Annotated in this window: 30 protein-coding genes; 17 read left to right on the top strand and 13 right to left on the bottom strand. The window is 63.2% G+C overall.

Translation table 11 applies throughout. The annotated features are described in order from the left end of the window. Nucleotides 1-181: 181 nt before the first annotated feature. The 8 genes from ACQHGV_RS13575 to ACQHGV_RS13540 all read right to left on the bottom strand — a co-directional run bounded on the left by ACQHGV_RS13575 (nt 182) and on the right by ACQHGV_RS13540 (nt 4,932). The gene (locus ACQHGV_RS13575) at nt 182-388 is read right to left on the bottom strand and encodes a helix-turn-helix transcriptional regulator (protein WP_415413077.1); all 207 of its coding nucleotides are present in this window, start codon (nt 386-388) and stop codon (nt 182-184) included. Beyond that, nucleotides 385-597, bottom strand: coding sequence for a helix-turn-helix transcriptional regulator (locus ACQHGV_RS13570; RefSeq protein ID WP_440978597.1), 213 nt, complete (start codon nt 595-597; stop codon nt 385-387). The genes ACQHGV_RS13575 and ACQHGV_RS13570 overlap by 4 nt, the downstream gene beginning before the upstream one ends. 280 nt (nt 598-877) lie before the next feature. Beyond that, nucleotides 878-1,276, bottom strand: coding sequence for a hypothetical protein (locus tag ACQHGV_RS13565; protein WP_440978596.1), 399 nt, complete (start codon nt 1,274-1,276; stop codon nt 878-880). Next, nucleotides 1,273-1,509 (bottom strand): hypothetical protein, encoded by a 237-nt coding sequence (locus ACQHGV_RS13560; protein ID WP_440978595.1) that lies wholly within the window; start codon nt 1,507-1,509, stop codon nt 1,273-1,275. Before ACQHGV_RS13560 ends, ACQHGV_RS13565 begins: the two co-directional genes overlap by 4 nt. A 4-nt stretch (nt 1,510-1,513) precedes the next feature. After that, nucleotides 1,514-1,843, bottom strand: a complete 330-nt coding sequence (locus ACQHGV_RS13555; RefSeq protein ID WP_440978594.1) for a hypothetical protein — start codon at nt 1,841-1,843, stop codon at nt 1,514-1,516. Then, nucleotides 1,840-2,361 (bottom strand): hypothetical protein, encoded by a 522-nt coding sequence (locus ACQHGV_RS13550; protein ID WP_440978593.1) that lies wholly within the window; start codon nt 2,359-2,361, stop codon nt 1,840-1,842. The genes ACQHGV_RS13555 and ACQHGV_RS13550 overlap by 4 nt, the downstream gene beginning before the upstream one ends. Next, nucleotides 2,358-4,043, bottom strand: a complete 1,686-nt coding sequence (locus tag ACQHGV_RS13545) for a hypothetical protein (protein WP_440978592.1) — start codon at nt 4,041-4,043, stop codon at nt 2,358-2,360. Before ACQHGV_RS13545 ends, ACQHGV_RS13550 begins: the two co-directional genes overlap by 4 nt. 136 nt (nt 4,044-4,179) lie before the next feature. Further along, nucleotides 4,180-4,932: a hypothetical protein gene (locus ACQHGV_RS13540; protein ID WP_440978591.1), complete on the bottom strand. Its 753-nt coding sequence runs from the start codon at nt 4,930-4,932 to the stop codon at nt 4,180-4,182. Nucleotides 4,933-4,976: 44 nt separating this feature from the next. Here ACQHGV_RS13540 and ACQHGV_RS13535 point away from each other — a divergent pair, with 44 nt between their 5' ends. Continuing rightward, nucleotides 4,977-5,183 carry a carph-isopro domain-containing protein gene (locus tag ACQHGV_RS13535; protein ID WP_440978590.1) on the top strand — a complete coding sequence of 69 codons (207 nt, stop codon included), beginning with the start codon at nt 4,977-4,979 and terminating at the stop codon, nt 5,181-5,183. Nucleotides 5,184-5,217: 34 nt separating this feature from the next. Here the strand turns inward: ACQHGV_RS13535 and ACQHGV_RS13530 are convergent, their stop codons facing one another. The 3 genes from ACQHGV_RS13530 to ACQHGV_RS13520 all read right to left on the bottom strand — a co-directional run bounded on the left by ACQHGV_RS13530 (nt 5,218) and on the right by ACQHGV_RS13520 (nt 6,030). Further along, on the bottom strand, nt 5,218-5,427 hold the full coding sequence (locus ACQHGV_RS13530; RefSeq protein WP_440978589.1) for a hypothetical protein: 210 nt from the start codon (nt 5,425-5,427) through the stop codon (nt 5,218-5,220). A gap of 9 nt (nt 5,428-5,436) precedes the next feature. Next, nucleotides 5,437-5,712, bottom strand: coding sequence for a hypothetical protein (locus tag ACQHGV_RS13525; RefSeq protein ID WP_440978588.1), 276 nt, complete (start codon nt 5,710-5,712; stop codon nt 5,437-5,439). Between the two features lie 81 nt (nt 5,713-5,793). After that, nucleotides 5,794-6,030, bottom strand: coding sequence for a hypothetical protein (locus ACQHGV_RS13520; protein ID WP_440978587.1), 237 nt, complete (start codon nt 6,028-6,030; stop codon nt 5,794-5,796). 17 nt (nt 6,031-6,047) lie between these two features. On the opposite strand from ACQHGV_RS13520, the gene ACQHGV_RS13515 reads away from it, so the two are divergent. From ACQHGV_RS13515 to ACQHGV_RS13495, 5 genes are all read left to right on the top strand, one after another. Next, on the top strand, nt 6,048-6,518 hold the full coding sequence (locus ACQHGV_RS13515) for a hypothetical protein (RefSeq protein ID WP_440978586.1): 471 nt from the start codon (nt 6,048-6,050) through the stop codon (nt 6,516-6,518). After that, complete coding sequence (locus ACQHGV_RS13510; RefSeq protein WP_440978585.1) at nt 6,515-7,507, top strand: DUF7146 domain-containing protein; 993 nt, start codon at nt 6,515-6,517, stop codon at nt 7,505-7,507. Before ACQHGV_RS13515 ends, ACQHGV_RS13510 begins: the two co-directional genes overlap by 4 nt. Further along, on the top strand, nt 7,504-8,940 hold the full coding sequence (locus ACQHGV_RS13505; protein ID WP_440978584.1) for a replicative DNA helicase: 1,437 nt from the start codon (nt 7,504-7,506) through the stop codon (nt 8,938-8,940). The genes ACQHGV_RS13510 and ACQHGV_RS13505 overlap by 4 nt, the downstream gene beginning before the upstream one ends. Further along, nucleotides 8,940-9,785, top strand: coding sequence for a hypothetical protein (locus ACQHGV_RS13500; protein ID WP_440978583.1), 846 nt, complete (start codon nt 8,940-8,942; stop codon nt 9,783-9,785). Before ACQHGV_RS13505 ends, ACQHGV_RS13500 begins: the two co-directional genes overlap by 1 nt. Nucleotides 9,786-10,415: 630 nt before the next feature. Beyond that, complete coding sequence (locus ACQHGV_RS13495; protein WP_440978582.1) at nt 10,416-10,724, top strand: hypothetical protein; 309 nt, start codon at nt 10,416-10,418, stop codon at nt 10,722-10,724. A 46-nt stretch (nt 10,725-10,770) separates the two neighbouring features. Here ACQHGV_RS13495 and ACQHGV_RS13490 read toward each other — a convergent pair whose 3' ends face one another. Next, nucleotides 10,771-11,313 carry a hypothetical protein gene (locus ACQHGV_RS13490; RefSeq protein ID WP_440978581.1) on the bottom strand — a complete coding sequence of 181 codons (543 nt, stop codon included), beginning with the start codon at nt 11,311-11,313 and terminating at the stop codon, nt 10,771-10,773. A 490-nt stretch (nt 11,314-11,803) separates the two neighbouring features. Here ACQHGV_RS13490 and ACQHGV_RS13485 point away from each other — a divergent pair, with 490 nt between their 5' ends. Beyond that, on the top strand, nt 11,804-12,379 hold the full coding sequence (locus ACQHGV_RS13485) for a hypothetical protein (protein WP_440978580.1): 576 nt from the start codon (nt 11,804-11,806) through the stop codon (nt 12,377-12,379). 603 nt (nt 12,380-12,982) lie between these two features. Here the strand turns inward: ACQHGV_RS13485 and ACQHGV_RS13480 are convergent. Continuing rightward, nucleotides 12,983-13,597 (bottom strand): hypothetical protein, encoded by a 615-nt coding sequence (locus tag ACQHGV_RS13480; protein ID WP_440978579.1) that lies wholly within the window; start codon nt 13,595-13,597, stop codon nt 12,983-12,985. Nucleotides 13,598-13,835: 238 nt separating this feature from the next. Here ACQHGV_RS13480 and ACQHGV_RS13475 point away from each other — a divergent pair, with 238 nt between their 5' ends. The 10 genes from ACQHGV_RS13475 to gp17 all read left to right on the top strand — a co-directional run bounded on the left by ACQHGV_RS13475 (nt 13,836) and on the right by gp17 (nt 22,063). Further along, nucleotides 13,836-14,327, top strand: coding sequence for a hypothetical protein (locus tag ACQHGV_RS13475; protein WP_056437835.1), 492 nt, complete (start codon nt 13,836-13,838; stop codon nt 14,325-14,327). After that, a complete protein-coding gene (locus ACQHGV_RS13470) occupies nt 14,293-16,293 on the top strand; it encodes a phage terminase large subunit family protein (RefSeq protein ID WP_440978578.1) in 2,001 nt (666 codons plus the stop codon). Before ACQHGV_RS13475 ends, ACQHGV_RS13470 begins: the two co-directional genes overlap by 35 nt. A gap of 2 nt (nt 16,294-16,295) precedes the next feature. Then, nucleotides 16,296-16,520, top strand: coding sequence for a phage head-tail joining protein (locus ACQHGV_RS13465; protein ID WP_440978577.1), 225 nt, complete (start codon nt 16,296-16,298; stop codon nt 16,518-16,520). A gap of 89 nt (nt 16,521-16,609) precedes the next feature. Beyond that, the gene (locus tag ACQHGV_RS13460) at nt 16,610-18,085 is read left to right on the top strand and encodes a phage portal protein (protein WP_440978576.1); all 1,476 of its coding nucleotides are present in this window, start codon (nt 16,610-16,612) and stop codon (nt 18,083-18,085) included. Next, nucleotides 18,086-20,131: a ClpP-like prohead protease/major capsid protein fusion protein gene (locus tag ACQHGV_RS13455; RefSeq protein ID WP_440978575.1), complete on the top strand. Its 2,046-nt coding sequence runs from the start codon at nt 18,086-18,088 to the stop codon at nt 20,129-20,131. It abuts the gene before it with no gap. Nucleotides 20,132-20,191: 60 nt separating this feature from the next. After that, a complete protein-coding gene (locus tag ACQHGV_RS13450; protein ID WP_440978574.1) occupies nt 20,192-20,491 on the top strand; it encodes a hypothetical protein in 300 nt (99 codons plus the stop codon). A 6-nt stretch (nt 20,492-20,497) separates the two neighbouring features. Beyond that, complete coding sequence (locus ACQHGV_RS13445) at nt 20,498-20,833, top strand: DUF2190 family protein (RefSeq protein ID WP_440978573.1); 336 nt, start codon at nt 20,498-20,500, stop codon at nt 20,831-20,833. Nucleotides 20,834-20,937: 104 nt separating this feature from the next. Continuing rightward, nucleotides 20,938-21,234 carry a hypothetical protein gene (locus ACQHGV_RS13440; protein ID WP_440978572.1) on the top strand — a complete coding sequence of 99 codons (297 nt, stop codon included), beginning with the start codon at nt 20,938-20,940 and terminating at the stop codon, nt 21,232-21,234. Between the two features lie 2 nt (nt 21,235-21,236). Then, nucleotides 21,237-21,659, top strand: coding sequence for an HK97-gp10 family putative phage morphogenesis protein (locus tag ACQHGV_RS13435; RefSeq protein ID WP_440978571.1), 423 nt, complete (start codon nt 21,237-21,239; stop codon nt 21,657-21,659). Then, the gene (gene gp17, locus ACQHGV_RS13430; protein ID WP_440978570.1) at nt 21,656-22,063 is read left to right on the top strand and encodes a tail completion protein gp17; all 408 of its coding nucleotides are present in this window, start codon (nt 21,656-21,658) and stop codon (nt 22,061-22,063) included. Before ACQHGV_RS13435 ends, gp17 begins: the two co-directional genes overlap by 4 nt. Nucleotides 22,064-22,067 lie beyond the last annotated feature (4 nt).

The raw sequence follows: 22,067 nt of genomic DNA, 5'->3' as shown, positions 1-22,067 counted from the left end.
TCTCCGATCTTGCGCGATCGTATGACGGGTTTTTCCAAAATGCAATGCGAAATATGTAAATAACGATGTAACCCCCTCTCGCAGCGATCATGTTGACCGAACTTCGTGCAAAATGGCTAGTAATGCAGCGGCGCTTGGGCTGGAGGGGTGGGGGGACGCATGAAATGCTGCAGCCCTCCCCTTATGCCACCGCCTGCCACGACATAGGCTCGCGCAGCCACGCCTCGAAATCACTGGAATGCCAAGCGACGGAGTTCACGCCGATCTGCACCGATCGCGGAAACTCACCGCGTGCCATCTTCCGGTAGATGGTCGCGCGGGACAGCCGTGTACGCTCCAGCACCTCGGACATGCGGACGAGGCGCTCCACCGCTTCCCCCTTCTTCATTCAGGGCGCCTCCAGCCCATCGGGTTGGCCACCCAGGCATCGATGTCGCTCTCGTACCAAGCGACCAGTCCAACGCTGAGACGGATGGAAGGCGGGAAGGTGCCTGCGGCAATCCGGCGATAGATGGTGGTGCGGCCGAGCTTCGTCCGCGCCTTCACGTCAGCGATGCGCAGGAGGTTATCTTTGCTGCGATCTACGGGACCGTTCATGCGACCCGCCGGATCGGGGTGACAACGTTATCCTGCCGCTCGCCGCCGTCGGGACCGCCAGCGATCTGCGCCTTCCATTCCCCGCAGTGACGGCTCTCATGTGTCACGGGGAATAGCGAGACGGGGAAGGGGCCTGCCGCCTGGGCAACGCTCGGCGCCCGGACCTGGCAGGTGCCGGTGTCTGCCGCCGCGCCGGGGTCACGGATGGCGTTGGACAAGCGGGCGCCCATGCGCTGCCACCAGCGGCACGTTGCGCAGCTCTGTTCGCATGCGTTCGACATCAGGCCTCTCCTTTCGGGAAGGTACGTGGGCGGCCGGGCTGGGTCAGTTCCTGCGCGAGGGTTGCGATCGGCGTGCCGGCGCGCAGCATGTCGGCCGGGGGGAGCCACAGGTCGCAGGGAAGCAACGGCTCGCTGACGGGTTCGTCGGGCAGCAGCGCAGCGACGATATCGTCCGGCCGGGACATCATCCTGATCCGGTTGGCCGTGGCGGTGAGCGTGCGGGTGGTGAAGCTGGCGCGGACGCCAGCTTCCCGTTCTTCGCTTGTCCGGCGATCGGACCGGCGCCCCATCTCCCGACAAATCTCCTCCGCCTGCACCCGACCCAGCTTGTAGCCCTGGATCAGCAAGCGTCGTTCGTTGGCGGTGCCCTGGCCTTTCTTGGGTCGGGCGGCGGTCACAGGGGCATCCTGCTGTTGAATTCACCGCATTCTTGGTCGCGGTGGACGTACGGGAACACCGACATGGTGTCCTGCTTGTCGAGGTCCGGCACCCAGCGGGGTGGATAGCGGCGGCAGATGCCTTGCCCCGGTGCGACGCGCGCCAAGGCAACGACTTCGAAAGTGGCGGCGGGATCAACCTCCGAGGCAGCCGCCGCGCCCTCGAGGAAATGCAGGCAGGAGGAGCAAGCCATGATGCTATGCCCTTTCGTGACGGAATTGCGAGGGCAGGCAGTCGTCAGCGAGCATCGACCGGTATTCCGGTACAACGAGCAGCGCTTCATGGGCCATGTCGGCGGGCACCTTGTCGAAAGCCACCATGTGCCAAGCATCGATCATCAGTTGGAGCTGCTGCCCGATGGTACCCTTGGCATCCCAGTTGGCGAAGCACGCGCCGACGTTGCAGAGGTATTCGTCAGACAGGCCGATCTCGTCGGGATAGGATACGACCTTGCAGGCGGGCGTGTCGCCGTGGCGACCGCCGGTCCAGCACAGCATGGCGCTGGCAATCGGAATGTCGCGGCTCATGCCGTGGCCTCCTGGCTCTGCTGGTATTCAGCCTCACTCCGCCGATGCTCAGCCCGCTGGTTCCGCTCGTCGATTTCGTGCTTCAGGTAAGCGTCGACCGATGGAAACGAGACATAGTCGAGGTCGCCGACCGCGTGCACGGCCCCATCCGGCATTTCGACATAGCCCCAGCCGTTCTTCCACAGGCGGCCATCATCGACACCCATCGGCGTGACGATGCGGATCGAGCCATCGAAGCATAGTGCCCAAGCGATGACGGGCGTCTTGGAAACCTCGGACACGCCGTCCTCGATGCAGGCGGAGAGGGCCATGATCCCTGGCTGAGCTGGCATAAGCTGAAGGGGATGCGCCATGATCTGGGAATAGGCGTATTCGGATATCTCGTCCGACGTTTCCTCGCCCTCCAGGCGGACATAGTAGGCCATGTCCCCGATCTGGGCTTTGTCCTTCCGCGTGATCCGGGCGATCCGCGACAGCGGATAGGACATCCGCCAGTTCATATCGAACATGCCGGTCATGCCCCCACCTCCGACAGGTTGACGCCGCCGATGCGGGCGAGGTCTTCCATAATTTTCCAGAGAATCTGGAGATTGCCCGAATCTTCCTTCAGGCCCCGGAGAAACTCGGGGTGGCTGGGGTCGACGATTGCGCGATCCGCGTAGCCGTGGTTGCTTAGCTGAGGATACAGGGCCTTGAACCGCGTCAGGACGCCCTCGATGGTCGTGGCGCTCGTTGACCAGATGATCTCCTCAGCCTCCAAGGCGACCCGTTCGGACTGCTCTTCCGTTTCGATGGTGGCGGGCTCACGATCGGTGCGCAGCCAGTAAACGGCCTCCGCACGACGCTTGCGGAAGGCGTCGAACAGTGGCTGATCGTTCTGCGTGAACGCACCATGGCTGCCGAACCGGCGCGCATCGGCTGCGATCACTGCGAGGAGATCGGCGGGCGCATTGTCGAGACACATCCGGTTGTCGTGAAATAGCTTCAGCTTGGTTGCGAGTTCGGTAGGTGCCGGGGCTACGCAACGGATGAGGGCCTGCAATGCCTCGTATTCGGCATCGGCCAACTGGTCGAACCGGCTCTGCTTTGCCTCGAAAGCGATCTCGGTGTCCGTGTCCTGAACGGAGGCCTCGTACTGTGCCGATGCCAGGGCAAACTCGCCCTTCTCGTACAGGGTGCGTTCCACCTTTGCAGCGGCGTAGGCCTCATAGGCGCGCTGCCACTGAATGAACGGGCCGCGCATGAAGGGATCATAGCCCTGCGGCAGGGTGATCGGGGTTGGCCACCGAGGCTGAGCCGTTTCCAAGGGCGTATAGCCGATGCCGAAGTGTTTCCGGGCTTCGGTGATTGCCTGCGATGCCTCGGTATCGTCGACCTCGCGACCGGTAGCGGTGATCTGGGCCAGCGCGATCAGCTTCACGATGGCGTCGTCAGTAGTCGCAGCGGGGCTCGCCGTGATTGCCCTCTCCAGTCGATCTGATTCTAAGCAGGCGGCCCTCACTGTATCTTCGTCCAAGCTCGTATCGGTGTTCAGCTTGTCGGAGATCGCGTTGCGTTCGATCAGCAGGTTGCGGAGCGGCAGACCGGTGGGTGTTTGAACGGGTATTCCGGCGATCGCGTCGAGGAACGGCGTGCGGGCCGCTGCACCGATCGCAGGCGAGATGTTGATGCCATAGTCCGTCAGTTTAACGGCGCGGGTCGATAAGGCGTCGAACTGCTTGACCAAGTCGTTCATGTCGGGGGACAGGTGGAAAATGCCGTCCTCGCCCAGTGGCCCCAGCACTTGGCCGTCCGCAGCCATTTCCGCCAGATAGGCCTTAAGCGTGAAATCGCTTGGAGAGACGGCGGCATGTCCATGCAAATCGTCGCGCAGTTCGCAGGCCGCAATCCAGCGGCGAGAACCCTCGCTGTCGTCACTGCCGTCATAGCTCGCACAATGGAAAGCCGCCTCTGCCCAGCGCAGAAAGGCGGGATAGATGGCCGTCGACAGGCGGGTCTTGGCGAGCGCGATCACGTCGCGGGCCAGGGCGGCAATCTCCAGCTCTTCCAGCGTCGCTTCCTGCGTCTCGGCAGGCAGCTTCGCCAGTTCGCCAGCCATCGCCGTCTGGGCGGGGCCGGGCAGGAACACGACGCGGATGTTGGGCTTGGGCGTATACGGCGCTTGGCGTGCGAAAGTCGGATCGATCGGTAACGAAGCCATGCTGCATCTCCTGCATCTGTGGCGCAGGAGTGCGGCAGGGGCCTCCGTAGAGAGCGTGCGTTACTGGCCTGCGGTCAGCCGATTCGCAAAAGCTAACTTGCTGACATGCATTACGTACGCAATGTATATACGCACATCAACCCATTTGTTTGGCCTCGATTGGGGGTAGCAGATCCTCGACGTTGACCAAGCGAGCCATGAAATCAATCGCTTGGCTAGATAAATCGAACTGCCGCTCTGGATTGAATTGCGAAAAGAAAATGCGTGACGTTTCAATCTTATCGATCCGTGCGATAAAATGAACGAAGCGCAAATCTACATCCCGTGAAAATCGAGCGACGACGCAGTCACCCGCTCTGACAGGGCGGGTTCCATCAAAAACGACAAACTGGCCGACCTCATATTTTGGCCACATATTACTTACCGGGGTAAAAAATCCCGCCAAGGCGATATTCTGAAGATGACTAGGTGTTTTAATGACGGTTCCAGATGCCTTTCTCGTAAAGACCTCCAAAAATGATAGTTTTTCGTCATCTATCCCCTCAGCAACCCACTGCGCTGTGGTAATTGGGATGGTGTCGTTGGTCGTTATCCAGCCGCCTCCCCAAGTGTGATCGACCTCCTTAAGAAATTTTGTATCGCCGTACAGCCGCAGGACTTCCGCCTCTTCAATGGGCGGTTGGCCTCGACCGCCGAGCGCAGCCGCAAGTCGCCGCCCTACGATCCTGTTGGGCTGCGAGGGCGAATAATCTTGGTTGAAAAAGCGCTGAATGGCGGAGGCAGAGCGGTAGCCAGCAGCTTGGGCAATCTGGGCCAACGTTAGGCCGCTTCGATCTTTCAGGTCGAGCAGCGCTGCACCGAGCGTCTGCGCCTCATTCGGTTCTTGCACAAGCATATCCTTGACTGCGTGTACGCATTGCGTATTTTCTCGGTATGAAGGTTAGGTCGATCATACGCCTTTTTGGAGGCATACGCCCTATGGCACGCGCCCTTGGTCACGCAACTCACTCGACCGTTCAAGGGTGGTGGCTACGGGACACCATTCCAGCCAAACGTCAGGCCGAAGTGCTTCGAGCTGCGCGCCGGGCGGGTCTTCAGTTGTCCGCAAACGATCTAATTGATTGGATGGAAGCTGCCTGATGTTCTGGTCCCAGAAGCATGGCGCTAATTCCGCTTACTCCCCGCCCAGCCGGATCGGTCGCGGCTCGTGACTGACGGCGCCGCTCCGACCCACCGCCGCCATGCACTCGCGGAAGACGGAAATCGCATCGTCCTTTGCGGCGACGGAGCCGGGGTCCTTGTCGGCGATGTGCTGGAAGAGGGCGAAGGCGACGGCGGCTTCGCTGCCGGTGGCTGCCTGCACGCGCATATCAGGGTCGAGCATCGCGGTTCCTCAAGGCCACCACGGCATGGGGCCGTTGGCGGCAACAGTGATGCGGCCGTTGCGGATGGTGGTGACGACCAGTTCGAACGGCCCATAGCCATCATCGGAAATGAAGGTGAGCGCGTGTCCGATGATCTCATGCTCGAGGCTGTCCTCGAACGTGATTGCGCCATCGGCCTGGCGGCCCCGAGTGGTTTCCAGTCCGACCAGCGAGAGGTCGGCGCGTCCGAGCGGCTGATCCCCGAGAAAGGCGTCGCCGCTGCCTTCGTATCTGCGTTCGGCCATGTCGCCCTGTCTCCAGTGGATTGCGGGCGCCATGATAGCCGCAGGGCAGGGGGCGTCCAGCTGTCTGCGGTCCCGTCCGCCTCAATCATTGGCCACGACCTCGCCGCGCAGCACATCGGTGACGAAGTGCATGAAGGCCCCTGCGCCTGCCGGTGGCAGCATGTTGGTGTTCAGCCGGTCAAGCTCGTCGAGGAAGTGGTGCACGATGTCGTTGGGCAGATTGGTGTTCTGCATCGTGTCGACGATCGCCGCGACGAGGTTCGCCAATGCGATCGCGGTCAGCCGGTTGTCGGCACGTGCTCGTTTGTCTTTCCCCATGCCGGAGCTTGTGCGCGATGACCGCACCGCACATCCACGGACGTCGCCGCACCTTTTCCGCGTCATCTGCGGTCGATGCGCAGAACGCCGTGCTGACCGCGATCAAGACGGAGGACGCGGCGACCTGGGCGGATATCGGCCGGGTGCTAGGCAAGTCCGAGGACCGGGCGGCGGCCTATGCCAATACCGCGTCGCCGCTCGACTTGCCGACCTTCCTGGCCGGATGCCGGGAATGGGGAGGGCGGTTCGCCGATCCGCTGCTGACGCTGGTCGGCGGGCGCTGGGCGGAGGCGGGCGCGATCTGCACGGGCGATGAGAAGGCGGCGCTGACGCTCGCCACGCTGCTGCCCGCCGTGATCGCGATCGAGGCGGACGGGCTGACCGAGGCCGTCGAGCTCGTGCCGCACGAGGTGCTGATCCGCCGGGTGCACCGGCTGACCACGCTGTGGCTGAACATGATCGCCGAAGAGAAAGGGGGCGTGTCGTGAATCGTCGTCGCACCTATGAACAGGAAGCGGAGTTTCGGCGCGTCGTCGACGAGGCCAAGCAGCGCTACAACATCAGCGACATCGTGGCGCGGACCCGCAAGGTGACACGCGCCGGGCGCAACGAGATGCGGGCGCTATGCGCGTTCCATAACGAACGCACGCCGTCGATGCAGCTGAACGACGCCAAGGGCACCTATCACTGCTTCGGCTGCGGGGCGTCGGGTGATCTCGTCAGCTATGTGATGAACACCGAGCGGCTGGGCTTCATGGAGGCGCTGCGCTGGCTGGGTGCGGCGAATCTGCCCGGTGTCGATCCGGCGCAGCGAGCCATCGCGGCGGCCGAGGATGAAGCGACCCGGCGCCGGGCGATCGAGCGGGCGCAGGGTGTATGGGACAAGGCGATGCCAGCACCCGGCACGCCTGCCGAGGTTTACCTGCGCGGGCGGGGCATCGTCATGCCGATCCCGCACAGTATCCGCTTTGCGATGACCCCGGCCTGGTATGACGACGACACGGGTGAATGCGGGCCCGATTTGCCTGCGCTGGTGGGCGCGGTGGTCGATGGCGGCGATCAACTGGTCGGGCTTCAGCGCATTTTCCTGGCCGATGGCGGGCGGCGCAAGGCGGGCATGGCCAAGCCGAAGCGCAGCCTGGGGCGGGTGAAGGGTGGGGCGCTTCGCCTCAACTCCGACATCGACAGCGTGTCGGACACGCTGATCGTCACCGAGGGGCCGGAGGATGGTCTGAGCCTCGCGCAGGAGATGGACCGGGAGGTGTGGGTGACGCTGGGCACCGCACTGATGCCGCATGTCGACTATCCGCCGCGTGTCGTGACGATCGTCATTGCCGGGCAGAATGATGCGCCGGGTCGAGCCGCTGCGGCGAAGGCCGAGGAAGAGCTGTCCGAGCGTGGCTATGCGACGCGCACCATGTGGCCGGCCGAGGGCTTCAAGGACTGGAACGACCAGTTGCGGGGTATCCGGGCATGAGCGGCATGTTCGATCCGCAGTTCGCGGCGTCCGAGCAGGGCAACCCGCTGACCAATCCCGAAGCCGAGCTAGGGCTGCTAGGCGACCTGATCGCAAACAATGCGCTAATCGACCTGTGTGCCGATCGGTGTCGGCCGAACGACTTCTCCGTGCCGCTCTATGGGCAGGTCTATGCCCGGATGCTGGAGCGGACCGCGTCGGGTGCGGCGGTGGATGCGGTGATGCTTGCGCCGCACTTCGCTAATGACGAGGGCTGGGCGCGCCTGTTCAAGGTGCTGTCGGCCGCTGCGCTCAACGCTGGCCCGGTCGAGCGGACCAAGGCCTATTTCGAGCAGGTCGTGGCGCTCTCGGCCCGGCGTCGGCTGGTTGCGGGATTGCAGGACGTCGTCATGTCGGCCCGCGATCTCAGCGTGCCGCGCGAGGAGTTGGTCGCCAATGCCGACGAAGCGGTCGGGTCGATGGTGGACGACACGACGATCCGCCAGGCGCCGGCCGGGACCTATGCGCAGGGCGTTATCGACAGCTTCGGCAAGCCGGTCGTCGGCGTCCGCTGCGGCATTATCGGCTCGCTCGACGATGCGGTTGGCGTGCTGCGCCCCACCAACATGGTGGTGGTCGGTGGACGGCCGGGCATGGGCAAGACGGCGCTTGTCACCTCCTATTCGATCGGGGCGGCGGCGCGCGGTCACGGCGTGCTCATCTTCTCGCTGGAGATGAGCGCGGACGAACTGACGCGGCGTATCCTGGCCGACATGACCTTCTCGCCGCGTGGCGGTGTTCCTTACGAGCATGTCCGTGACGGCACGGTGCGGGCCCATGAGATGGACGCGGTGCATCGTGCGCAGCGGCGACTGTCCGAGATGCCGCTGGAGATCAACGACGGCTCCGGCCTGACCCTACAGCGCTTCATCCGCCAAGCGCGGCGTCACAAGCGGCGGCTGGAGGCTCAGGGCGGTAAGCTTGAGCTGGTCGTGATCGATTACCTCCAGCTCATGACCCACAGCAGGCGCGGCATGTCGCCTTACGAGCACGCATCGGAGGTCAGCATGGGCATCAAGCAGTTTGCCAAGGACGAGAACCTGACCGTCATCGCTGTGGCGCAGCTGAGCCGTGACGTGGAGCGTCGGCCCGACAAGCGGCCGATCCCCGCCGATCTGCGCGACAGCGGCCAGATCGAGCAGGACGCCGACCTGATCGTCTTCGTCTACCGCGAGGAGGAGTATCTCCGTCGCGAGGAGCCCGAGGACCAGTTCGGGTCGAAATACGAAACCTGGCGGACGGACATGGAAGCCGTGCGCGGTAAGATCGAATTTCTCGTGCCCAAGCGGCGCAGCGGCCCGACCGGCAAGGCGTCGGGCTATTTCTTCGGTGCCAACGCCGCCGTGCGTGGCAGCGACTTCTATTCATCCCATCATCAGTCGGAGACCATGTAATGGCTCGTATTCGCTCCGTGCATCCGGGTCTCTGGACGGATGAGGCCTTCGTATCGCTCACACCCTTCGCCCGGCTCTTCTTCATGGGGCTGTGGGGCGAGTGCGACGACATGGGTTCGTTCGAGTGGTCGCCGCTCAAACTGAAGATGCGCATCCTGCCCGCCGATGGTGTCGATGCAGGCGACCTGCTGGCCGAACTGGAGCAGGCCGGTTGCATCATGCGCTACGAGGTCGGCGGGCGCACGATCGGCGCGGTCCGGAATTTCTGCCAATTTCAAAGACCTAAGAAGCCGAACTCGGTGTACCCGCAGACGGAAGCGGTTCGGAACTGGGTCGGAACCGAGGAGCGTTCAAAGCGCGACGGTTCGGAACCGGTTCGGAACTCGGGGGGAAGCAGTTCGGAACCGGTGGGGAACCAGTTACCCACTGGTGGGGAAAAAGCTCGCCAGATGGAGGATGGAGATACCTTTCCTATCGGAAAGGGCGCTGAGGCGCCGCCAGTCGATTTGCGGAAAGTCGTTTTCGACGAGGGGGTGAAACTCCTGACCCAGTCCGGGCAGTCGGCCAGGGCAGCGAGGGGGCTGGTGGCGAAGTGGTGCAAGGCCCACGGGGAGGGGGCGACGCGGGAAGCGTTGGTCAGCGCTGGCGGCCGAGCCGATCCCGTCTCGTGGATCGAGGGGCGATGGCGAACCAAGGTCCAGCACACCGCCGACGCTGCCGCGATCAGCCATGCCCGTGCCGAGCGCTACCGCCGCATGGACCTGCCAGGGCCACCGCCCGAGGTCTTGGCGCGGATGGTGAACGGGGCGATCTGCCTGCCGGAGCCCGAGGTCCAGCATGCCTGAGTGGGGTTCGCCTGTCGTTCGCGAACGGGTCGCGTGGCGCGGAAGTGGGGAGGGCGTAACGCGGATCTCCACGTCACGCCCCCTGTCGATCACCGGCAGACCCGGACTCGTTCCCGGCCATGATGGCGGTACTCGGTCCAGCACCGCTGCCGGTAACCGTATCCGCCACGGTACCCGTAGCCACGACCTCGGTAGCCGTAGCCGTTGTCGCGGTACCCGCCGCCATAACCGTACCCGTCATACCGTGGCCCGTCATATCCGTCCCAACGTCCTGGGGGCGGTCCAGGCGGGGGAGGCGGGGGCGGGCCGTCCCAGCCGGGGCCAGGCCCATGGCCGGGGGGCGGTGGCGGCGGTGGGCCCCATTCCTGGGCGCTCGCACTCACGCTCAGGCCGAGCGTGGCAATGGCAAGTCCAGCAGCAACGACACGTGTCAGCTTCATGGTCGCATCCTCATGCCCGACGATTGGGCATGGAACGGGGTTACGCCAGCGTCCTATTCACAGGGCTGAACGCGGTTGTTCTCCGTCGTTCAGAATTGACCGGCCGGTTGGTGGTTGGAGCTGGATTAGTGCGAGAGTGGCGGCAAGCGTACTTCGCTTGGATTTTTGACGGCCGTCGTCGAGGCAGCGAATGAACGCGGCATTTGTCACCAGTGTACCACAGGCGATCCGCATCGACGTGAAGATCGTCAGCTTTGTTCGGGCGTTTCGCCTCGTCTATGATCGCGGACCGAGCCTTCGCGAAATCATGCTTGAGGTGAATGCAGGATCGAAGACGACGGTCAGCCGGGCGGTGGCTCGGCTTGTGTCGGCTGGACGGCTGGTTCGATGCAGCGACGGACCTGCAGTGCCTGACGATGTCGAGACGGCTGTAGCGCTGCTCCGGCGCAGTGGCTGGCATGTTGTAGCGCCACATGTAATCAGCCAAAGCTCGATTTAGACCGATGACGTGAAGGGGACTCGAACCATCGAGCCCCCTTGCACTTTTACAGCGTGATCGTGCTGCTGTTGTCCTTCGTCGGGAGCGCCGTGCCATCCGAGCTCTGCGCGCCAGTGTTGGATGCTGGAAGGCCGCTCGAAGCGACGTTGAAAGTGTTCCCCTGAGAGTCTTCGACCTGAAGAACGAGAATGTAGGCCGATGCGTCGACCTGAACGTTGGGGTAAATGCCAGTTACCTCTAGGCCGATCTGAACCGTTCCGCTCACCTTCTGCGATTGCTGAATTTCGTGGAAGGTCTGCGTGATCTGTTCGTGTTCCTTTGTGCCCCCGGCATGAAGACCGATCCAGCTCCAAAACGCGCTGATGCCTGCCTCAACCTTGTAAGAGTCGCGGATCTCTTGATAGGTTTTGGAGTCTTCCAAGCGCATGATCTCGAAAGTCATGCTGCCCGTCATTTTTGCCCAAGCGCCGGCTCCAGAAACGGATACGCCAACACCGGAGATTGCACCGCGCTTATTCGTAACCTTGTAGGTCTGCGCATCACCAAGAAATGCCAGCTGCGCGTGGTCCGAAGTGATTTTCAACGACATGGCTATTTAACTTTCGTTATAGGAAAATTATCAAAGCCTTACACGACCCATGAGTCGCTGTTTTATAATTGGTAATCTTAGAAATGAATATTGGAACTTATCAATTTGCGGTGATGCATATAGTCCATAGTGAACGTAATAAAGTATCGCTTTATCTCACATTATACTGTCATGCGGCCGTCACGTCTGGTTTGCCGGAATGGTGGCCAGCCCAAGAGGAATACGATGGGAGGAAGTTTTAGTGAATAATTGCTGCAAGTGGCATGGCGCATAATAGTTGCGGAAGCGAAATGGGTGCTCAGGCGAATGCCGTAAACGGCTTTTCCCTTTGCGCTATTCCCGAAAGGTGGAACGGAATGGCAACTATCCGAGACTGATAGTGCAGCCGCATACTTGAGGTGCGGTCGTCGCTTGCTCCCGGGCGGCGGCCGTACACCACCGCATCATGCGGCATGACGTAACCGGGTAGCCATGCGGCGGGGCGAAGTTCATGGGTCAGGCGAAGAAGAAGCCGGTGAGTATGAAGGTCCGCCGGGCAGTTCGGACCGAGCGTGATCAGGTCAGGGACCTAGCCAACGCGTGCGGTGTGCCGGATGCGCAAGTCGGTAATCTCGGACTGGCCAAGATCGTCGATCTCAGCGGCGAACTTGGTGAGCGACAGAAGACCTATACCGTGCTGGTGAACCGGGGCGGGACCGCGATCGATCGCTGGATTAGCGGGGACAAGGGGGGGCTGTTCGGCGAGCCCCAGCAGCGAGCCATTCGCCATACCCAGCGGTTGTGGGTGAGGGCGGACGGGCACTTGCGCGCTCTCGATCCTGCCCGTGACGTCGTGGACGAGCATGTCGATGGCATGTCTCAGCAGGAGGCGCTCGACGAGCTACAGCGCTACAAGGATCGCATGCCGCGACTGTACTGGGACGTTTATGAGAATGTCTGCCGGTTTGATGAAGAGGCCGGTGTCGCGGGTGCCAGGATCGCGACAAATGCCCGGTCAGCGGTCGATGCGGCCAAGACGACGGTCGCTTTCACGGCCAGCCTCATTGTGATGTGGCGGGGGCTCTAAGTGAAGTCGGACGGCTCACGGCCAAGAACTGCCAAGAGGCCGCGAATATACCTGAGAACCAGACTGTATGCGGACCGTATCGGCTGGACGGCTCGGAGTGACGGTACCCTCAAAAGCATCCGCATAATTTTTTGCTTCATTCACATAGGGAGAATTAATTTTGGTTGAATGGACGACCTTCCCGGTCGCGCTATCTAATATTTCAATTGACCAAAATCCCATTATCACACCTCTTGACCACTGCGCAGCTATGTGGGATGTACACGGTAGTTGAAAGAGCCGCGCCCGACGGGGTTAGCGGCTCTTTCTGTATCTGGGCGGTTGGCCGTCAGGTAACAAGCGGCTTGAGTTGAGGCGTGTCCGAGCATGCGGCCGTGGCCTTTGATCTTGGACGTACGTGCCACTGTATGACCGCCTCACCGTATCAGCTGCTGCCGGTGCGTCTCCGTAAGGCTTTAAAATTCTTTGAAGCGTACTGCCTGATCGTTGGGCTCGTTTAGCACCGTCATTATCACTTCACAGCATTGGAACGGGCGATGGCCGGGCAACGCAATTTCGGATCTTCTCGGAGCGGCGGCTACGCCAGGGCCCCGAGATTGAACGTTATAAATAGCGGTCGCGAATCCGACGGCGAGCCTCGTGCATTAAGCGAAAACTTGATCGTAACGGCTCGTCCGACGGTTGCTCGGAGGGCCAAGCAGGAGCCTGCCATCCTTGGAATGGGCTCCAAGAAGCACCCGGAACCGACATCGCCCATTTGTTAAAGGCAATCATGGCACTATTGTTAACCCTATATTGCTGAATAGCTTGTTCAACGTCCTCGTCGTCAACCAGTATCACGTAACGGTTCTCGATCGATGCCGGCCATTGTAGGTTAACCGGCACTGAGTCGTCAGGAATAAATGCTGTCACTCCATCACTAGGCTGAGCCCGTTGTGGTGCGGTTACATCGACCATTTGACCATTCGGCAGCTTGACGACCGCGTGGTGCATAGCCTGAATGTAAACGTTCGGTAGCCATTCGATCATCCAGCCGTGCTGCACCGATGCACCGTTCTGCTTGGCGACGTCATCCGCAATCCAATAGCATGCACCGGCAGGGCCGAGGGCCTGCCTATCGACTTCAATCGGCGTAGCACCAAGCAATGCTTTGAGCTTGCCGACGGTCGGATCGGTGATTGGATAGTCGGTCAGATCAAAATCGACACGTTCGGTCATGATTCGTCCCCTCGTTCGGGATAGTTTGGCCTAAGGGCTAGCAATCGGCAACGGCTTGGAGTTCGTAGCCTTTGGGTCCTTCCCAGCCTCACAGATAATACGGGGGGCAAAGGCGCTACTTCGGTCTAGCCACGAAAAAATGGCATAGTTCTTCCTCCCTGTTGACCGCAAAAGCCGCAGAAACCCGCCATTTCTTGGCATTTTGACAGGGAAGTATGACACCCTGGGGAGGGAAGTGGTGGAAATTGACCTCGAAGAGCCCACCCGCGCCATGATCGGCGCCGTCCTTGGCGTTTCGAGCCGGTGGATCGGCGAGTTGCGGTCGAAAGGCGACATGCCCGCCGATGGCGCGACCCTCTTGGAAAACGTTGAGGCCTGGGCTGCCAACAAATACGGGATCGAAGGGGCGCAGGGCGACCTCGACCTCGAAACCGAGCGGGCGCGGCTCGCCAAGGAACAGGCCGACAGCAAGGCCATGGATAATGCGGAGCGTCGCCGGGAATTGGCGTCGCTGCCCGACATGTCCGGCGCCGTCGTCTCCGTCATCGCACTGGCCGTCACCCGGTTGCAGCAGGTCGGGCTGGAGGTGGCGAACGGCGACCACAAGCTGCGCGCCAAGATCGACACTGCCATCAACGATGCCCTAGAAGAATTGACCGTGGCGCGCGTCGAGGAGGCAAGAGGCGGGGGCCTAAATGAGGAAGAGCCCTCGGACGAAGAAGAGGGCTGAGCCCTCGGCCATTCAGGTCGTCGGCGCCGAGATCGCGGCGGCGGCGCGCGAATGGCTCAGCATCTTCAAGCCCCGGATCAAGCCCAAGCTGTCCGAGTTCATGCGAGATCATGGCCGGACGGACGATGGGCGTCGCATTCGCCCGTTCCCGTTCCAGTCGGATATGGCGGACGCCTTTACCGACCCAGAGACTGAACAGGTCTCGGTTCGGAAGAGCAGCCGCATCGGCTATTCGACCATCTTGCAATGCTTCATCGCGTACCGCATCCGGTACGACCCGGCACGCTCGCTGATCTACCAGCCGACCATCGACGACGCCGAGAAGTTCAGCCGCGACGACCTCGACCCGGTCCTGCAATGGAAGATCGTCCGCGAGGTCGCGACGTTCAAACCACGGCACGCGGACAACCAGATCCGGGCCAAGCGCTACAAAGGCGGCTGGGTCCAGATTAAGGGCGCCAACAGCCCCAAGGAATTCCGGCGCGTCACCGCTGATGACGTGTTTCTGGAGGAATGCGACGGGTACCCATGGGCCGCCAAGGAGGAAGGCGACCCCGCCCGACTGGCTTTCAAGCGCAACCTCACCTCGCCGCGCCGTTTCCGCGCTGCCGGTTCAACCCCTAAGGTCAAAGGCTTCAGCCGGATTGACGGACTGTTCGAACAGGGCAGCCAGGAATATCGGTACGTTCCCTGCCCTGAGTGTGGGCACATGCAGAAGCTGGTGTTCGGCGACGGCACCGGCGCCGGCATCCGGTGGGAGCCGCGTCACGCACCGACCCGCGCGTGGTACCAGTGCGAAAACGGCTGCGAGATCGACGAAGAGCACAAGCCGTGGATGGACGAGCAGGGCGAATGGCGGGCTGACAATCCGGCCGCCTTCCCCCGACATCGGTCCTTCCATATCTGGGCGGCCTATAGCCAGCATCCCGGTGCCGCCTGGCTGGAGATCGCCCGCGAGTTCCTGGAAGTTCGGCACGATCCGAATCTGCTGAGGACCTTCGTCAATCAGGTACTCGGCGAGGCATGGGCCGAAAAGGGCGAGGCCCCGGAGTGGCAGCGCCTTTACGATCGCCGGGAGAAGGCGATGATGGTCGGCACGCCTTCTGCCAAAGCCGCTCTGCTGATCGGCGCGGCCGACGTTCAGCGCGGCGGCGGTGGCCGTATCGACCTGGATATCTGGGCATTCCGGCCGGATGGCGGGCGCGAGTTCGTCGAGCGCATCGAAGTGTTCGGTCCCATTGCCGATCCGAAGACCTGGGCCGGGCTTGATGAGGCGGTAGCGCGAACCTGGGTGACGGCCGATGGCCGTCGCCTCCGCCTCGCCCGCGTCGCGATCGACTCCGGTGACGGCGAGAACACGATGGAGGTCTATCGCTGGGCTCGCCGCCATCCCGGCTTTGCCATGGCGGTGAAGGGGCGCGAGAGCATCGCCGCGCAACAGGCCATCGGTTCGCCGACGTGGCAGGACGTCACGGTCAACGGACGCAAGATCAAGAAGGGCGTCCGGCTCTGGAACATCGGCACGTCGATGCTGAAGATGGAGTTGTACGGCCAGCTGGCGCTCGAAAAGCCTGTCGACGGCGAGGACTATCCCAAGGGGTACGTCTTCCTGCCTGACGGCACGCCGGATGAATGGATCAAGCAGCTGGTCGCTGAGGAATTGCGCATCATCCGCCTGCGCAACGGCGGTTTCCGGCGGGAATGGCACAAGGTCCGGGACCGCAACGAAGCGCTCGACAACGCTGTCTATGCGCGAGCGGTCGCAGTAAGCCTCGGCGTTGACCGCTGGGGACCGCGCCAGTGGGGCAAGCTAATGGGTGCGATTAAGGCACCGCGAAAAACCGCCGCCCCGGCGCAGGCATCCGAAACAGTCGCCGACCAAGCATCCACGCCAATACCGCCGCCCCGCGCGAAACGTCCCGCTCCGGCCCGCCGGTCCAACCCATTCACCAGTCGAGGGAGATAGCGATGGCATATCAGCAATCCGATCTCGACCAGTTGCACCAGACGCTGCTGACCGTCGCCACCGGCGCGCAAAAGGTCCGCTTCGCTGATGGGCGCGAGACGACGTTTCAGACCGTCGATGCCGTCACGGCCGCCATCAAGGTCGTGGATGCGCAGTTGAAGATGCAGCGCATTGCCCAGGGCGGCATCTCGCGTCGGCGCACGCCCTATTATCGCAGCGGCCTCTGACCTTGGCGGGGCGTTCTCTCCTTGACCGGCTGCTGCGCCGACCCGCACCCGCCGGATCGGCGGTACCAGCGGCAAATCAACGTATCCGGATGGGGCGCGGCGCCCGCGCAGCGTACGACGGCGCCACAAAGGGCAAGCGGGCCGCGGGATGGCGGCGGAACCGGCTGGACGCGAATAGCGAGCTGACGCCCGCCGTTCAGGCGCTGCTGCGCGGCATCGCAGCTGATCTGGTTCGCAATAACCCGTTTGCGGCACGCGGATCGGCGAAGGTCGCGGAGGCGATTGTCGGAACGGGCATCACCTTCCAGGTCTATCGGAACGGCAAGGTCGATGACCGCCTCAACGGCATCGCCCGACGCCACCTCGACAAGGCGACCTGCGACGCGGGCGGGCGGCATGACCTGTACGGTCTTCAGTTGCAGGCGGCCCGGACCATCGTCGAGCGCGGCGGCGCTGTCGTGCGACGGCGCTGGCGCCGGGCATCCGACCGACTGCCACTGCCGTTCCAGCTTCAGGTGCTCGAGCCCGACTACATCGATCCATCGCACAACGGACCGCTGTCGAGCGATCCGGGCAAGCCGGGCGGGTTCTGCGTCTATGGCGTCCAGTTCGACCCGATCGGTCGTCGCGAGGGATACTGGCTCTACAATGGGCACCCCGGCGGCAACCGGGTAGACCGGCTCGGCTCGACATATGTGCAGGCCAGCGAGGTCGCCCACATCTTCCGCGCCGATCGGCCGGAGCAGGAGCACGGTGCGACTTGGTTCGCACCGATCATCCTGCGGATGCGCGATTTCGCGGACTATGAAGACGGCCAGCTCACCCGCCAAAAGATCGCGTCGGCGTTCGTGGGCGTGGTGCGTGGTGATGATGATGGCGGCACGGTGCCCGGTATCGTCAGCGAGGGGGAAGATGGCGGCGATATCGTCGGTGACGGCATCGGCGAGGATCGCGAGCCGCTCGATTATGTCGAGCCCGGCACCTTCCAGTATCTGCGCAGCGGCGAAGAAGTCACATTCTCCAGCCCGCCGTCGGTCGAGGGGTACGGGGAATATACGAAGGTCTCGCTGCGCGCGATCGCGGCCGGTCTTGGTGTCCCGTATGAGGTCCTGACCGGCGACCTGTCCGATGTCAGCTTCATTTCCGGCCGCCTCGGTCGATTGGAATACCGCGACACGGTTTCTGCCTGGCAATGGCTGATGTTCATTCCTCAGTTCTGCGGCTCAGTCGAGCGCTGGGTGATCGAAGCGCTCGAAATGATCGGCGAGGATGCGACCGGCGTCGAACTGCGCTGGACACCTCCGCCGACCAAGATGCTCGACCCGGCCACTGAGATCGCCGCCAACAAGGAGGCGGTCCGGTCCGGTCAGGCGACCATCTCGTCGCTGGCGCGCGAGCGCGGCGAGGACCCCGACAAGTTCCTGGCCGAGTGGAAGGCAGACGCCGAGAAGCTCGATACCCTCGGCCTGATCTTCGACAGCGATCCGCGCCACGTCACCTCTGTCGGCAATGCCACCAATCTCGCTGACGCCGTCGCGGCGCGGACAGCGCGGGAGCAACCCTAAATGGCTGAAATTTTGATTTATGGGATCGTCGGCGACAGCTGGGACGGTCTCGATGCCAACACGCTCGTCCCGCTCATCAGCGAAGGCGACGACGATCTCGACATCCGCATCAACAGCCCCGGCGGTTACGTCATGGAGGGGCTGGCGATCTTCAACGCGATTACCCGCGAGAAGAAGAAGGGCCGCACGGTCACATGCCACATCGATGGCCTCGCTGCCTCCATGGCGTCGATCATCGCCATGGCGGGTGACGAGACCATCATGGCCGACAACGCCCTGATGATGATCCACAATCCGTGGGATTGCGCCTGCGGCGATGCAGCCGAACTGCGCCGCGCCGCGGACCAGCTCGACCGTATCCGTGACCAACTGGTCGGCATCTATGCGGCTCGCACCGGCCTCACCGCCGACGAACTGATCCCGATGCTCGACGCCGAGACCTGGCTGACGGCCAAGGATGCGCTCGACCAGAAATTCGTCACGTCGATCAGTGCCGCCGTCGAAGTGCAGGCCGCGATCAGCGTCAAAGCATTCGGGTTCCGCAAGGCCCCCGATAGCCCGCTCATCACCATGATGGCGATGGCGGGCAACCGGACGGCGCCCGCCGCTCCGCCCCAGCAGAAGGAAACCAGCATGCCTCAGGGTAACCAGCCGGGCGGCGACAACCAGCCGCCCGCCGACACCATCACCGCAGTCGACGCGCAGGCGCGCGCCGATGCCGCCGTCGTCGCCGAGCGCCAGCGCACCGCTGGCATTCGCGCGCTCGGGACCAAGCACAAGCTGCCCGCTGACTTCATTGATGGTCTGATCGCAGACGGCACCGCCCTGGCTGCCGCCCGCGAACAGATTCTCGACAAGCTCGCCGAACAGGGCGACGCCGCGAACATCGGCCACAACAGCCCGGCGCGCGTCACCGTCGACCAGCGTGACAAGTTTCGCGAAGGCGCGACCAACTGGCTGCTCGTCAAGGCCGGCGTCGCCCACCTCGTCGAAAAGGCGGCGGCGCTGAAGGGCGAGACGGTCAAGATCGATCCGGGCGAGTTTCGCGGCGTGCGCAACGTCGATCTGGCGCGCGAGTCGCTCGCCAACCTCGGCGTCAACGTCACCACCCGCGATCCCGACTCGATCGTTCGGCAGGCGATGACCTCGCAGGGCGCGGTGATCACCCAGACCACCAGCGATTTCCCGGTGCTGTTCGAGAATGCGATCCACCGGGTGTTGCAGGCGGCCTATGCCACCACGCCGGACACCTGGACTCGGTTCTGCGGCACCGGCACGGTGGTCGATTTCCGCGATCACAGCCGGTATCTGCGCGGCTCGTTCGGCGCCCTCGACAATGTGAACGAGGCGGGCGAGTTCAAGAACAAGCCCATCCCTGACCTGGCGAAGGAGAAAATCCGCGCCACGACCAAGGGCAACATCATCAACTTGTCGCGCCAGGCGATCGTCAACGACGACATGGAGGTCTTCTCCGGGCTCGCCGTCGACCTCGGCCGCGCCGCCAAGCTGACGATCGAGATCGACGTCTATGCGCTGCTCAACAGCAACCCGCTGATGAACGACGGCGTGCCGCTGTTCGACGCCGCCCACGGCAATCTGGCTTCGTCGGGTACCCCGCCGACCGTCGTCGCCTTCGACGCGATCCGCGTTGCTATGGCCTCGCAGAAGGACATCAGCGGCAACGAGTTCCTCGACATCCGCCCGGCGATCGGCCTGTTCCCGATCGGGCTTGGCGGCTCGGCGCGTATCGTCAACGGCAGCCAATATGATCCTGACTCGGTCAACAAGCTGCAGCGCCCGAACATCGTCAATGGCATGCTCGAGAACATCGTCGACACGCCCCGGCTGACCGGCTCGGCCTATTACCTGTTCGCCGACCCCAACATCGCACCCGCGATCGAGGTGGTGTTCCTTAACGGCGTCACCGAGCCGTTCACTGACAGCCAGGACGGCTGGCGCGTGGATGGTGTCGAGTGGAAGGTCCGCCACGACTATGGCGTCGGCGCGGTCAACTACCGCTCGGCCTACAAGCAGCCCGGCGCATAACGCCAACCCGCACCTGAGGGAGTGGGCGGCGTGCCGTCCCTCCCGATTGGGAGATCACCCATGAAATTCGTGAAACTGCTCACGGCGGCTCATGTCGCCGGGGTGCTGCGGCACCCGCATGAGGGCGTTCTGCACGTCAGCGATGACGATGCCGCTCGCCTGATCGCCGATCAGGCCGCCGAGGATGTCTCGGCCGACTTCGCCGATCGCGACTTCGCCGATCTGCCCCCCGAGCCGGTCTCGAATGCCGAGCCCGATGCTCCGACCGCCGATCCCGCCCCCCACCAGTCCGACGTCGAGCCCCAGGCCACGACCGAGGCGAAGCCGAAGGCCAGCAAGGCCTCGGCCGACAAGGAGTAACCCAGCATGGCACGCAACTATGTGCAGCCCGGCGACACGCTGACGCTGATCGCGCCGCGCAATCTCACCAGCGGCGCTGGCTTCATGGTCGGCGGCATCTTCGCGATCGCCCTGACGTCGGCCGCTGCCGGTACGCCGGTGGAGGGCTGTCGAATCGGCGTCTTCGACGCGGCGAAAGCCACCGGCGCATGGACCCAGGGGCAGAAGCTGTATTGGGACAATACGGCCTTCAACCTCACCACCACGTCGACCAACAACACGCTGGTCGGTGCGGCGGCGCAGGCGCAGGCATCCGCCGACACGGTCGGCCGCGTCCTGCTGACCGGCCAGATCGCGGCGTAACCCATGGACCCGTTCGTCGCAGCGCTGGATGCGCAGTTCCACGCACCCGGCTCTGCGGCGGCGGTCTATGATGGGGTTCGGCCGTGAACCATTGGGACGCAGCTATGGCCGCGATTGATGCGGCCTTCGTCGATCCCGAGCCTCTGGTCTATCTGGTCGATGGCGCTTCCGCGCCGCTCGCGCCTTTTCATGCCATCCGTTCGGACGGAGAGGCGCGGTTCGCGGGCAGCGTATCGGCCCCGCGCACCTCCTACGAAATTAACCCGATCTATGTCGCCCAGCCGAAGCGCGGCGATAGTTTCGAGCATTGCGGTCGCCGATGGAAGGTGGAGGAGGCCAACTGGCTTCCCGCCGTCAGCCGATGGGACGTTCGCGTATCCGACGCGGGCCCGGCGGCCTGACCATGTTCGGCTTCACGTCGAGCGGTTTCCGCGAACTCGACCGCCAACTCGAGCGGCTCGAGCGCACTTTGGATGAAGATCGGCTTCGTGCCGCGCTCCGCCAGGGTGCTCAGCCGATCGTTGATGAGGCAAAGCGCCTCGTCCACGTCGATACCGGCCGGCTGCGCGACAGCATCATGGCTGTCGATGACCGCGATGGTCGCCTTTACGGCAAGTTGAACGGCGCTGAGGGCGTGTCCGTCTATGTCGGACCGGTCGGCTCAGATGAAGACGGCGATGTCTATTACGCCAAGTTCCAGGAATTCGGCACCGTGGTCATGCGGGCCAACCCGTTCATGCGCCCGGCCATCGCCGCCAAGCGGCCGGAGGCCGAAGCCCTCGTGCAGGCCATCCTGACGCAAGCCGCCATGGAGGTGCTGCGATGACGCTGGAAGACGCCATCGAGACGCGGCTGCTGGCCTTCGACAATCTGACTGCGCGCATCGCTGACCGGGTCGGCTGGACGCGCCGTTTGGCTGGTATCCCGGCGATCACGCTGCAGGTCATCTCCGATCAGCGTCCCCAGCATTTCAAAGGGTTTCAGCCGATCCGGCCGACGCTGGTCCAACTCGACGTCTGGAGCGCCGATCCCCGCGAGGCGGCTGCGATCCGGGATCTGTGCATCGCCGCCCTGGTGCCGGCCGAAACCGTTGGGGACGTCCAGTTCCAGCGCGCGATGATCGCTAGCGTCCGCTCGGGCGCGGAGCCCGATCGCAGCGGCGATAGCCATTCCTACGCGGGTGAACTGCACCGCGAGAGCATCGACTTTTCCTTCCTTCACAACGCCTGAAAGG

This window comes from Sphingomonas pseudosanguinis, assembly GCF_052056765.1.
In the GTDB taxonomy this organism is placed as follows: Bacteria; Pseudomonadota; Alphaproteobacteria; order Sphingomonadales; family Sphingomonadaceae; genus Sphingomonas; species Sphingomonas pseudosanguinis.
Note: the sequence above shows the minus strand (reverse complement) of the source record. Positions and strands in the feature narration are given on the sequence as shown.